The organism is Streptomyces buecherae (assembly GCF_014295035.1).
GTDB classification, from domain to species: Bacteria; Actinomycetota; Actinomycetes; order Streptomycetales; family Streptomycetaceae; genus Streptomyces; species Streptomyces youssoufiensis.
In genome coordinates, this window is sequence record NZ_CP060404.1 from 7723587 (window position 1) to 7737880 (window position 14294).

Here is a 14294-nt window from a genome sequence, read left to right on the forward strand (position 1 = left end):
AGCAGGAGGAATCGATCCCCATGTTTGACGGTATGGACGCCTCGCGTGTCAAGGTGCTGCCCGAGGCCGCTCAGCTTGAGATGGTGCGGGCCGCCGCCACCCTCGCTGCCGAGGAGCGCGGGGACGCGGGGGCGGTCGTCCGCCTGACCCAGGTGGCCTGGCACGGGCCGGTCGTCGTCGGCCCCGGTCAGCAGGTGCACGTGGACCTGCACCCGGGGGCCAGTGGCGGCGCCGACGACTGGGCGGTGTTCGCCGACGCCGGTGAGTCCACCGGCAGCACCGGGACCGTGACCGTCCTGCCCGACGCCGCCCCCGAGCACGTCGACGTGGACGCGTACGGGGCCGGCCGGCCCGGCTCGCTGCGCGTGGATCTCGGCGAGCCCGGCGCCGCCTCCGGCGGGCGTGGCAACGCCGTGGTCGTGCCCGGGCAACTCGCCGCCTGCCTCGCCGCCGTCGCCCGCGAGGCGGGCTGGGGCGAGGGCGAGGTCTGGCTGCTCGGCGCCGACGAGGTGACCTACGCGGACGCGTCCCGCCAGGCCGTGTGGGGCGCCGTGGACATCGCCACGGGCCCGACGGAGCGGGAGGCCACCCTCTCCGTCGACCTGGTGGACCGGCGCGGAACCAGCCTGGTCCGCTTCCGCGGGCTGCGCGTCTCGGCCGACGAGCAGCAGGTCGAGGCCGCGCTCACCGAGACCGCCCCGACCGGAGCCGAGCAGCGGACCACGGAGACCGTGCGGGAGGTGGCCGCGGGGCCCGGACGGCGGGCCGAGATGGCCGGTTGGTCGGTGGCCCAGTGCCTGGAGTGGGAACTGGGGGACGTCGTCTACCACCTGCTCAAGCTGCCGCTGGACAAGCTGGACGGCTCGGCCAACCTGCAGGACTACGGGTTCGACTCGATCAGCCTGGTCGAGTTCGCCGGCGTGCTCGCCGAGCGGCTCGGCATCGAGCTGACCCCCGACGTGTTCTTCAGCCACCCCACCCTCGACGGCCTCGCCGGCCACCTCCTCGAAGCGCACGCCGAACTCCTCGCGGCGCACTACCAGGAGGCCCGCACCGTCACCCGCACCGTGCCGAGCGCCGCCACCGCCACCGCGGCACCGCGGTCCGCCCCGAGCGCCACCCCGCGCGCCGACCGCGCACGGCCCGAGCCACGCCGCCGACGGCTGCGGATGAGCGCCCCGGCCACCCCCACCCACCCGGCCGCCGAGTCCGCCGAGCCGGTGGCGATCGTCGGGATGAGCGGCCGGTTCCCCGGCGCGCGTTCGGTCGAGGAGTTGTGGGAGATCCTGGCCGATGGGCGGTCGGTGGTGGGTGAGGTGCCCGCCGATCGTCGCCCGTCCTGGGGTACGGAGCGGCGCCTTGGGGCGATCCCGGGGGTGGCGGAGTTCGACCCGTTGTTCTTCGAGATCTCGCCGCGCGAGGCGGAGCTGATGGACCCGCGCCAGCGGCTGTTGCTCCAGGAGATGTGGCGGGCCCTGGAGGACGCCGGGTACGGGGCCGAGCAGCTCGGCCGCGAGAAGGTGGGTGTGTTCGTCGGCGTCGAGGAGGGTGACTACCGCGACCTGCTCGCCGGCGGCATCGGCGTCACCTCCAACAGCAACGCCATCCTGACCTCGCGTCTGGCCTACTTCCTCAACCTCTCCGGCCCCAGCATGGCCATCAACACCGCCTGCTCCTCGGGTCTGGTGGCGTTGCACGAGGCGTGCCTGAGCCTGCGGTACGGCGACTGCGACACCGCCATCGTCGCCGGCGTGAACGTACTGGCCGACCCCGCGAGCTACGACGCGATGGCACAGGCCGGCATGCTGTCCCCCGAGGGTGTGTGCCGGGCGTTCGACCGGCGGGCCGACGGCATGGTGCCCGGTGAGGCCGTGGCGGTGCTCGTACTGCGCAAGCGGCCGGCGGCCGAGGCGGACGGTCAGCGGATCTACGCCACGGTGTTGGGCAGTGGCGTCAACTACGACGGCAAGACGAACGGGATCACGGCGCCGAGTGGTGCGGCGCAGGTGCGGTTGTTGCGGGATGTGCACGAGCGGGCTGGGGTGGCCGCCGATTCGGTGGAGTACCTGGTCACGCACGGTACGGGTACGCGTCTTGGCGATCCGATCGAGATCAACGCGTTGGCGGAGGCGTTCCGTGGTGGTGCGGAGCGCACCGGTTTCTGCGCGCTGACGTCGACCAAGCCCAACATCGGCCATACGCAGGCCGCTTCGGGTCTGGTCAGCGTGATGGCTCTGGCGTGGTCGATGAGGCAGGAGGCGATTCCGCCGAGCATCCACTGCGAGGAGTTGAGCGACTACATCCGGTGGGAGGACAGCCCGTTCTTCGTCAACCGCGCCCCGCGCCCCTGGCCGCAGGAGGGCGACCGGCCCCGCCGTGGTGGCGTGAGCGCCTTCGGCATGAGCGGCACCAACGCCCACGTCGTCCTGGAGTCCCACGGCTCCGCCCGCGCCGAGCAGGCCACCATCGACGGCCAACCCGCCGCCACCGCCTTCCTGCTGCCCCTGTCGGCCAAGACCGCCGAGGCCCTGTCCCGGGCACTCGGTGAGTTGGCCGACCACCTAGAGGCGCGCCCGGAGGTGGGCGCGGGTTACCTGGCGTCGGTCAGTCACACCCTGATGGCGGGTCGGCACCACTTCGCGCACCGGTGTGCCGTGGTGGTCCAGGACCGTGAGGACGCGGTGCGCCTGTTGCGGCAGGCCGCGCAGGGTGAGAAGCCGCGCAAGGTCTACCGGGGCACCGTCACCCGGGACTTCACCCCGAACAGCCTGGTGGGCGACCTGGTCGCCGAGGCACCCCGCAGCCGCCAGGACCACGGCCGCTACCAGGAACTCCTGCTCGCCATGGCCGACCTGTACTGCCAGGGTTACGACCCGCGCCTGCAGGACCTGTTCGACCAGCCGCCCGCCCGCGTCAGCCTGCCCACCTACCCCTTCGCGCGGCAGGAGTGCTGGGTCCCGGACGACCCGGCCGCCGGGGCGACGGCCAAGCGGCTGCACCCGCTGGTCCACGAGAACACCTCCAGCCTGACCGAACAGCGCTACACCTCCCTGTTCACCGGCGCCGAGCCGTTCCTCACCGACCACGTCGTCCAGGACCGCAAGATCCTGCCCGCGGCGGCGTACCTGGAGATGGCCCGCGAGGCCGTCCAGCAGGCGACCCGCGGGGCCGACGCCGACGCCGTGCGGATGCGCCTGGTCAACCTGCGCTGGCTGCGCCCGCTGGCCGTCGACGCGGCGCCGGTGACCGGTGAACTCGCCCTCATCCCGGAGCCGAACGGCGACATCGGCTTCGAGATCTTCTCCGGCGACGACGACGGCGACATCCACTGCCAGGGCGACGCCGTCCTCGTACCGCCCGCCCAGGCCGAGCCCGCCCCCGTCATCGACGTGCCGGCCCTCCGCGCCGCCTGCGCGCGCACCCTGAGCGGCGAGGAGTGCTACGACCTCTTCGCCACCGCCCAGCTCCGCTACGGGCCCACTCACCGCACCATCACCGAACTCGGCCTCGGCACCGACCTGGTGGTCGCCCGCCTCGCCCTGCCCGAGGCGGACGACGCCTACGTCCTGCACCCCGGCCTCCTCGACGGCGCCTTCCAGGCAACGGCGGGATTCATGGCCGTCGAGGGCACGACGGCCCACCTGCCGGTCGCCCTCGACGAGGCCGAAATCTACGCCCCGGCCGGCACCCCGGCCTGGGCCGTGGTGCGCCGCCTGCCGTCGGCCGGCTCCTGGGTGACCCGCTACGACATCGACCTGTGCGACGAGGCCGGGCAGGTCCGCGCCCGCCTCCGTGGCTTCACCACCAGCCTGAGCAGCCGCGACATGCCCGACCAGGCGTCGGACGCGCCGGCGACCGGCGTCTGGGAGGCCACCTGGACCACCCGCCCCAAGGCCGCCACGGACACCGGCACGCCCCTCACCTGGGCCCAGCGCCACCTGCTGCTGTGCGACCCGGACCCGGCCCCCGCCCCGAACGCCTTCGGCACCGGCGTCAGCGTCCGTACCCTCACCGCCACCGGCGACGACGCCGCCCAGCGCTTCACCGCGCTCGCCGAGCGACTCTTCACCGAGGTACGGGAAATCCTGATCGGCCGGCCGGCCCAGGACGTGCTGCTCCAGGTCGTCGTGCCGCAGGGCGCCGACGCCCACGTGTACGGCGGGCTTTCCGGGCTGCTGAAGACCGCGCACCTGGAGAACCCCAGGCTGAGCACCCAACTCATCGCCCTGCCCGGCCCGTACGACGCGCCCGCGAACCTCGCTCGCCTCGACGCCGAGGCCGCCGGGCCGCGACTCGACCCCGAGGTCCGGTACACCGACGACCGCCGCCTCGTGCCCGAGTGGCGCCCGCTGCCCGAGGCCACGGACGCCACGGCGGAGCGGCCCTGGCGCGCGGACGGCAGCTACCTGATCACCGGCGGCGCGGGCGGACTCGGCCTGCTCTTCGCCGAGGAGATCGCCCGCAGCGCCCCCGGCGCGACCATCACCCTCACCGGCCGCTCCGCGCCCGGCGCCCGTGTCGACGCGGCCCTCGCGCGCCTGACCGAGCAGGGTGCGACGGCCTCGTACCGCAGGCTCGACGTCACCGACCCCGCCGCCGTCGCCGCGACCATCGCGGACCTGACCTCGGGCGGGCGCGGACTGCACGGCGTCCTGCACTGCGCCGGCGTGCTGCGCGACGACTACCTCATCCGCAAGGAACTCGCCGACGTCCGCGAGGTGCTGGCCCCGAAGGTCACCGGCCTGGTCGCGCTCGACGCCGCCACCGCCGGGCTCGACCTGGACTTCCTGGTCTGCTTCGGCTCCACGTCCGGCAGCGTCGGCAACCCCGGCCAGGCGGACTACGCCCTCGGCAACGCCTTCATGGACCACTTCGCGACCCACCGCGCCGAGCAGGTGCGGGCCGGGCTGCGCAGTGGCCGGACGCTCACCATCGACTGGGCGCTGTGGCAGGACGGCGGCATGGGGGTGGACGACCAGGTCGTCGCCCAACTCGAAGCCCGCAGCGGCCTGGTGCCCATGCCCCGCGAGGCCGGCATCGCCGCGTTCTACCGGGCGCTGCGCGGCGAGGCCGCGCAGGCCCTCGCCCTGACCGCCCGCGACCAGCGGCGACTGGCGACCGTCATCGACCGGCTCACCGCCCGCTCGACCCCCGCCGGCGGGGAGCGGCGGGAGCGGGCGACCGGGCCCGCGCCCGACGGCTCGCGCGTCGTCGCGTACCTGACGGACGTCGTCACCCGGGAGCTGAAGCTCGACGCCGGGACCATCGAACCCGAGGCCCCGCTGAGCGAGTACGGCATCGACTCGATCAGCGTCATGGCCCTCACCGACGTCCTGGAGGGTGACTTCGGCAAGCTGCCGAAGACGCTGTTCTTCGAGTACCAGACGCTGGCGGAGCTGGGTCAGTACCTGCTGGACGCGCACCCCGCCACGGTGGCGCGGCTGGCCGGCGCCACCGCCCCGGCCGCCACCGCCCCGGCCGCCACCGCCCGCGCCGTAGCACCGGCCGCCGAACCGGCCGCGGGCGACCGGCCACGGGCCGTCGCGCGCCGCCGGGGCCGCTCCCGCTTCCTGCCCGCCGGCGCCGGCGCGGCAGCGGACGCGGCGGCCACGACGCCGCCCGGCTCACCCGACATCGCCATCATCGGCCTGGCCGGCCGGTACCCGCAGGCCCCCGACCTCGACACGTTCTGGGACAACCTGCGTGACGGCCGGGACAGCGTCACCGAGGTCCCCGCCGACCGCTGGGACCACCAGGCCCACGAGCAGCAGGGCATCTACTGCCGGTGGGGCGGCTTCCTGGACGGCGTCGACCAGTTCGACCCGCTGTTCTTCGGCATCGCGCCCCGCGAGGCCGAGCTGATGGACCCGCAGGAGCGGCTGTTCCTCCAGGCCACGTACGCCGCGATCCAGGACGCCGGGTACACCCCGCCCGACCTCGACGGCACCGAGGGCCCCGACGGCGCGGACGGCGTGCGCCGGGCCGGCGTGTTCGTCGGCGTCATGACCTCCGACTACCAGTTCTTCGGCCTGGAGCGGCAGCTCGCCGGCGCCCCGATCGCCACCGGCGGCAACTTCGCCTCGATGGCCAACCGGGTCTCGTACCACCTGAACTTCCACGGCCCCTCGCTGGCCGTGGACACCATGTGCTCCTCCTCGCTGACCGCCATCAGCCTGGCCTGCGAGAGCATCCGGCGCGGCGAGAGCGACGTGGCCCTCGCGGGCGGCGTCAACCTCTCCCTGCACCCGAACAAGTTCCTGCTCCTGTCGCAGGGCAAGTTCGCCTCCAGCAACGGCCGTTGCGAGTCCTTCGGCGACGAGGGCGACGGCTACGTGCCGGCCGAGGGCGTCGGCGCCGTCCTGCTCAAGCCGCTGGAGCGGGCGGTGCGCGACGGCGACCACGTCTACGGCGTGATCAGGGGCACGGCCCTCAACCACGGCGGCCGGACCAACGGCTACACCGTCCCCAACCCCGGCGCCCAGGGCAACGTCATCGGCGCCGCCCTGCGGCAGGCCGGGATCGACCCGCGCGCCGTCAGCTACGTCGAGGCGCACGGCACCGGCACGAAGCTGGGCGACCCGATCGAGATCCGCGGCCTGAGCCAGGCGTTCGACGGCGTGGTGGAGCGCGGCGCGTGCGCCATCGGCTCGGTGAAGTCCAACATCGGCCACGCCGAGGCCGCCGCCGGCATCGCCGGACTCACCAAGGTCCTGCTCCAGATGCGACACGGCACGCTCGTGCCCTCGCTCCACTCCGACGTGCTCAACCCGTTCATCGACTTCGACGACACACCGTTCACCGTGCAGCGGACCCTGGCCGAGTGGCGCCCGCCGGTCGTGGAGATCGACGGGGTGGCGCGCGAGTTCCCCCGCATCGCCGGACTGTCGTCCTTCGGCGCGGGCGGCTCCAACGCCCACCTGGTCATCGAGGAGTACCGGCCGTCCGCCGGCGCGCCGACGCGCGGCGAGCCCACCGAGCCGGTGGCCCTCGTCCTGTCGGCCAAGACCGAGGAGCGGCTGCGCGTCAGCGCCGAGCGGCTGCGCACGGCCCTGCGGAGCGGGCGGTACGCGGACGCCGACCTGCCCGCCATCGCGCACACCCTTCAGGTGGGCCGCGAGGCGATGCCCCACCGGCTGGGCTTCCTGGCCCAGGACCTGACGACGGCGGACCGCAAGCTGGCCGCCTACCTGGACGGCACCGGCGCGGCCGAGGACGTCGTCACCGGCCAGGCCCGGCCGGGTGGCACCGAGAGCGGCACCGCGGTGGGCGGCGACGGCCAGACCCCGCTGGAGTCCCTGGTCGCCTCCTGGGTCACCGGCCTGGACGTCGACTGGCGCGGGCTGCACGGAGCTGCCGGGCACACCCCGGGCCGCATCAGCCTGCCCACCTACCCGTTCGCCGAGGAGACCTACTGGCTGCCGGGCGGCGACCGGCAGCCGACCCGGGCCGGCGGTGGCGTCGCCCGCCTGCACCCGCTCGTCCACGAGAACACCTCGGACCTGACCCGCCAACGCTTCACCTCGCAGTTGCCGACGGCGCCGACACCGGCCGCCCAGTTGGAGATGGCCCGCGCGGCGCTGCTGCTGGCCAGCCCGGGCGTCGAGCGGGACACGCACGCGGTGCGGCTGACCGACGTCACCTGGCACGGCGCCCTCGCGCCGGCCGGCGACGCGCTCACCGTCCACCTCTCGCTGCTGCCCACCTCGGGCGGCTCCATCGAGTGGACGGTCTACGCCGACCAGGGCGAGGCCCCCGACGAGGAGCTGGTGGCCGGCGAGGGCCGCGCGCGGATCGTCGCGGCCGGCACGGCGAGCGAGACGGACGCCGTCGAGCGCCTCGACCGGGACGCCCTGGACCGGCCGGTGATCGAACTGGCCGCCCCCGCCGGGGCGGACGGCGCGGCCCTGGCGCTCGTGCACGCGCTGGAGGCGTGCCTGCCGGCCGGCGCGGAGGCCCACGCGGCCCGCGAGGTGGTCTTCGCGCCCACCACCGCCCCGACCCCCGCCTGGGCGCTGGTCGACCACGGCACGGACGAGCTGGACGCCACCGTGTGCGCCGCCGACGGCACCGTGCTGCTGCGCGTGCGCGGCCTCGCGTACGGCACCGACACCGCCGAGGAGCAGGTGCCCGAGACGGTCGAGCGGAGCGTCTCGGTGGCCGAGGCCGTCGAGGTGGCCGCGGGGCCCGGGCGGCGGGCCGAGATGGCCGGTTGGTCGGTGGCCCAGTGCCTGGAGTGGGAACTCAGGGACGTCATCGGCCTCGTCCTCAAGGTGCCGGCCGACCGCCTGGAGGACGGCGTCAACCTGCAGGACTACGGGTTCGACTCGATCAGCCTGGTGGAGTTCGCCGGCGTGCTCGGCGAGCGGCTCGGCGTCGACCTCACCCCCGACGTGTTCTTCAGCTACCCCACCCTGGAGGCCCTGAGCGGCCACCTCCTCGCCGCGTACGCCGACGCGATGGAGGCGCTGTACCGCGAGGGCGGCAGCACCGCCGGCACGGCGGTCGCCAACCGCCCGGAGAGCACGGCGACCAAGCCCGTCAGGGCGGCGCGCGGCGCCCGCCGCCGCGCGAAGACCGGCCGCGTGCTGCGCCGGGGCGCCGGCTCCACCGCCGAGTCCGCCGAGCCGGTGGCGATCGTCGGGATGAGCGGCCGGTTCCCCGGCGCGCGTTCGGTCGAGGAGTTGTGGGAGATCCTGGCCGATGGGCGGTCGGTGGTGGGTGAGGTGCCCGCCGATCGTCGCCCGGATTGGGGTACGGAGCGGCGCCTTGGGGCGATCCCGGGGGTCGCGGAGTTCGACCCGTTGTTCTTCGAGATCTCGCCGCGCGAGGCGGAGAACATGGACCCGCGGCAACGGCTGCTGCTCCAGGAGATGTGGAAGGCCCTGGAAGACGCGGGGTACGGCCCCGAGCAACTCGGCCGCGAGAAGGTGGGGGTCTTCGTCGGCGTCGAGGAGGGTGACTACGTCTTCCTCACCGGTGAGGACGGCAGCGTCACGGCTCACGCCACCTCGATCCTGGCCGCGCGCCTGGCGTACTTCCTGAACCTGTCGGGCCCGAGCCTGGCGATCAACACCTCGTGCTCGTCGGGTCTGGTGGCGCTGCACGAGGCGTGCCTGAGCCTGCGGTACGGCGACTGCGACACCGCCATCGTCGCCGGCGCCAACATCCTGTCCTACCCCGGCACGTACGACGTCATGGCGCGGGCCGGGATGCTCTCCGAGGAGGGTGTGTGCCGGGCGTTCGACCGGCGGGCCGACGGGATGGTGCCCGGCGAGGCCGTCGCGGTGCTGGTGCTGCGGAAGCAGCCGGCGGCCGAGGCGGACGGCCAGCGGATCTACGCCACGGTGTTGGGCAGCGGCGTCAACTACGACGGCAAGACGAACGGGATCACCGCGCCCAGTGGTGCGGCTCAGGTGCGGTTGTTGCGGGATGTGCATGAGCGGGCTGGGGTGGCCGCCGATTCGGTGGAGTACCTGGTCACGCACGGCACGGGTACGCGGCTTGGCGATCCGATCGAGATCAACGCGTTGGCGGAGGCGTTCCGTGGTGGTGCGGAGCGCACCGGTTTCTGCGCGCTGACGTCGACCAAGCCCAACATCGGTCACACCCAGGCCGCTTCGGGTCTGGTCAGCGTGATGGCCCTGGCGTGGTCGATGAAGCAGGAGGTGATTCCGCCGAGCATCCACTGCGAGGAGCTGAGCGACTACATCCGGTGGGAGGACAGCCCGTTCTTCGTCAACCGCTCCCCGCGCCCCTGGCCCGAGCAGCCTGACGGCACGCCCCGTCGCGGTGGGGTGAGCGCCTTCGGGTTCAGCGGCACCAACGCCCACGTCGTCCTCGAAGCCCACGGCACGGCCCGCACCGACCAGGCAGCCCTGGACGGCCAGCCCGCCGGGTCCTCGTACCTGCTGCCGGTCTCGGCCAAGAGCTCCGAGGCGCTGACGGAGTTGCTCGGTGAGTTGGCCGACCACCTGGAGGCGCGTCCGGAGGTGGGCGCGGGGTACCTGGCGTCGGTCAGTCACACCCTGATGGCGGGTCGGCACCACTTCGCGCACCGGTGCGCGGTGGTGGTCCAGGACCGTGAGGACGCGGTGCGCCTGTTGCGGCAGGCCGCGCAGGGTGAGAAGCCGCGCAAGGTCTACCGGGGCACCGTCACCCGGGACTTCACCCCGAACAGCCTGGTGGGCGACCTGGTCGCCGAGGCACCCCGCAGCCGCCAGGACCACGGCCGCTATCAGGAACTCCTGCTCGCCATGGCCGACTTCTACTGCCAGGGTTACGACCTCAGCTTCGACGGCCTCTTCGACCAGGCGCCCATGCGTATCAGCCTGCCCCACCACCCCTTCGCCAGGGAGCTGTACTGGCCGTCCGACGAGAGCCTGGCCCGCCGCGCGCTCGCCCAGGCCGTGGCGGCGACCGACGGGGGCGGCGCGCCCGAAGAGGTCGACGAGTACGAGGAGGTCGTGGAGGAGGTCGAGGAGCCCGCGACGGCCGACGCCGACGCGGTGCCCGCGGGTCCGGGGCGGCGGGCCGAGATGATCGGCTGGTCGGTGGCCCAGTGCCTGGAGTGGGAACTGGGCGACGCCGTGTCGCAGTTGCTCAAGCTGCCGCTGGACAAGCTGGACGGCTCGGCCAACCTGCAGGACTACGGGTTCGACTCGATCAGCCTGGTGGAGTTCGCCGGCGTACTCGCCGAGCGGCTCGGCATCGAGCTGACCCCCGACGTGTTCTTCAGCTACCCCACCCTCGACGGCCTCGCCGGCCATCTCATGGAGACCCACACCGAGACGCTGGAGGCGTTCTACCGCGAGGGCCGCAGCGGCGGCGGAGCGGTCGTCAAGCGCGCGGTGACCAAGAAGGTCAAGCGCCGCCGCGCGGTCTCCGGCCGCGTCGTACGCCAGGGCGCCGGCGCCGGGCTCCCCGGCGACACGGGCCCGGAGCCGGTGGCGATCGTCGGCATGAGCGGCCGGTTCCCCGGCGCGCGGACAGTGGACGAGCTGTGGGAGATCCTGACCGAGGGCCGCTCGGTCGTCGGCCCGGTGCCCGCCGACCGCCCGGGCTGGGGCACGGAGCGACGCCTCGGCGCCATCCCCGGTGTCGCGGAGTTCGACCCGTTGTTCTTCGAGATCTCGCCGCGCGAGGCGGAGAACATGGACCCGCGCCAGCGGTTGCTGCTCCAGGAGATGTGGAAGGCTCTGGAGGACGCCGGCTACGGCCCCGAGCGGCTGAACCGCGAGAAGGTGGGTGTGTTCGTCGGCGTCGAGGAGGCCGACTACGTCTTCCTCACCGGCGAGGACGGCAGCGTCACCTCCAACGCCACCTCCATCCTGGCCTCGCGCCTGGCGTACTTCCTCAACCTGTCGGGCCCGAGCCTGGCCATCAACACCTCGTGCTCCTCCGGATTGGTGGCGCTGCACGAGGCGTGCCTGAGCCTGCGGTACGGCGATTGCGACACCGCCATCGTCGCCGGCGCCAACATCCTCGCCTTCCCGGGCACCTACGACGCGATGGCGCGGGCCGGGATGCTCTCCGAGGAGGGTGTGTGCCGGGCGTTCGACCGGCGGGCCGACGGCATGGTGCCCGGCGAGGCCGTCGCGGTGCTGGTGCTGCGCAAGCAGCCGGCGGCCGAGGCGGACGGCCAGCGTATCTACGCCACGGTGCTCGGCAGCGGCGTGAACTACGACGGCAAGACGAACGGGATCACCGCGCCCAGTGGCGCGGCACAGGCCCGCCTGCTCCGTGAGGCGTACGAGCGCACCCAGGTCTCGCCGGACTCGGTCGAGTACCTGGTCACCCACGGCACCGGCACCCGACTCGGCGACCCGATCGAGATCAACGCGCTGGCGGAGGCGTTCCGTGGCGAGACGGAGCGCACCGGCTTCTGCGCGCTGACGTCGACCAAGCCCAACATCGGTCACACCCAGGCCGCTTCGGGCCTGGTCAGCGTCATGGCCCTGGCCTGGTCGATGAAGCGGGAGGTGATCCCGCCGAGCATCCACTGCGAGGAGCTGAGCGACTACATCCGGTGGGAGGACAGCCCCTTCTTCGTCAACCGCGCCCCGCGCCCCTGGCCCGAGCGCCCCGACGGCACGCCCCGCCGTGGTGGGGTGAGCGCCTTCGGGTTCAGCGGCACCAACGCCCACGTCATCCTGGAGGCGCACGGCACGGCCCGCGAGGACGAGGCGGCCGTGGAGGCCCAGCCGACCGCCCCCGCGTACCTGCTGCCGCTCTCGGCCAAGACCGCCGAGGCGCTGTCCCAGGCGCTCACGGACCTGGCCGACCACCTGGCGGCCCGGCCCGAGGCCGGTCTCGGCTACCTGGCGTCGGTCAGCCACACCCTGACGACGGGCCGGCACCACTTCGCGCACCGGTGCGCCGTGGTGGTCCACGACCGCGACGACGCGGTGCGCCTGCTGCGGCAGGCCGCGCAGGGTGACAAGCCGCGCAAGGTCTACCGGGGCGTCGTGCCGCGCGAGTTCGCGCCGAACGCGGCCGTCACCACGGTCGTGCAGGACATGACGGACGAGGCGGCGAACAGCCACCACGACCCGGCCCGCTACCAGGAACTCCTGCTGGCGCTCGCCGACTTCTACTGCCAGGGTTACGACCCGCGCCTACAGGACCTGTTCGACCAGCGGCCCGCCCACATCAGCCTGCCCACCCACCCCTTCGCCGCCCGGCACCTGTGGGTCGGCGGCCACCGGGCACGGATGGCGGCGGAGTCCGCGGCGACGCCGACGGCGTCCGTGGAGTCCGCGACACCGGCCACACCGGCGGCGCCCGCCGCCCGGCCGACCCAGCGTCCGACCCCCGAGCCCACCCCGGCTCCCGAGCCCACTCCGGAAGCCAGCCCGCGGCCGGTGGCCAGCACTCCCCGCCCGGCCTCCGCGTCCCAGCCGGCGGTCAGCCCGCGGCCGGTCGTCCCGGGCGTGCTGCCGGTGCCGGCCCAGGGGGTCGCGGACGCGGGCCAGGGGGCCGCGGTGCGGCTGCGCCCGGTGGCCGAGATGGCCGCCGACATGGCGCGTACGGCCCAGCCCGCTCCCGTGGCGCCGCAGCGCGTCACCCTCCGACCGCTGACCCAGGCGGCACCGGCCACGGCACCAGCCACGGCACCCGCGCCGGCGGCCCCGCCGAGGGTCGAGCCGGCGCCCGTACCGGTCGCTTCGCCGGCCCCCGAGCCGGCCGCCGCCACCCGGCCCGCGCCCGCCGCCGACGCGGCGGAGGGCCTGGTGGACGCGCTCCGGGCGAGCCTGGCCCGCGAGCTGTTCGTCGAGGTGGACGAGATCGACGCCGACCGCAGCTTCACGGAGCTGGGGTTGGACTCGGTGGTGGGTGTGGAGTGGGTGCGTGCGGTGAACCAGGAGTTCGGCACCTCGGTGAGCACCACGAAGATCTACCAGTACCCGAACGTGGCGGCGTTCGCCGGCTTCCTGGCAGGCGAACTCGCGCCGGCGGCGCCCACCGCGACGGCGCAGCCGCCGCGCGCGGAGCGGTCACAGCCGCAGCCGGTTTCGGCCCCCGCCGCCGTGCCACCACCGACCCCCGTGCCCGCCTCCGCGACCACGTACGAGCCGGTCACGCGGCCGGTGGCGGCAGCCGTCCCCTCGGGGCGTACGGCCGACGGCCTGGTGGACGCGTTGCGGGTGAGTCTGGCCCGGGAGTTGTTCGTCGAGGTGGACGAGATTGACGCGGGTCGTAACTTCACGGAGTTGGGGTTGGACTCGGTGGTGGGTGTGGAGTGGGTGCGTGCGGTGAACCAGGAGTTCGGCACCTCGGTGAGCACCACGAAGATCTACCAGTACCCCACGCTCAAGGAGTTCGCCGACTTCCTGGCCGGCGAGCTGTCGGTGGCCGCCCCCGCCGTGGGGCAGCGGCCGGCGAGCGCGTCGGCGCCGGCCGAGCGTCCTGACGCGGTGGTGCGGCCGGCGGCGGTCTCCGTCCCCGCCGGCCCCACGATCGACGGCCTGGTGGACGCGTTGCGGGTGAGTCTGGCCCGGGAGTTGTTCGTCGAGGTGGAGGAGATTGACGCGGGTCGTAACTTCACGGAGTTGGGGTTGGACTCGGTGGTGGGTGTGGAGTGGGTGCGTGCGGTGAACCAGGAGTTCGGCACCTCGGTCAGCACCACGAAGATCTACCAGTACCCGAACCTCCGGGAGTTCGCGGAGTTCCTCGCCGGCGAGCTTCCCGCGCCGGCCGATGACGACCTCGATGAAGTGCTCGCCAAGGTGTACGAGGGCGAGATCGACATCTGGCAGGCCGAGGCCCGCCTGTCCGCCCAGGCGAAGGAGAGCTGA

At 73.8% G+C, this 14294-nt stretch carries 1 protein-coding gene; it reads left to right on the forward strand.

Translation table 11 applies throughout. From position 1 onward, the window contains the following. Window positions 1-32: 32 nt before the first annotated feature. Complete coding sequence (locus tag H7H31_RS30845) at window positions 33-14294, forward strand: SDR family NAD(P)-dependent oxidoreductase (RefSeq protein WP_187118173.1); 14262 nt, start codon at window positions 33-35, stop codon at window positions 14292-14294.

Excerpts from the sequence above, each read along its gene's own strand:
- H7H31_RS30845 (WP_187118173.1), top strand. The coding sequence starts at position 33 with ATGGACGCCTCGCGTGTCAAGGTGCTGCCCGAGGCCGCTCAGCTTGAG.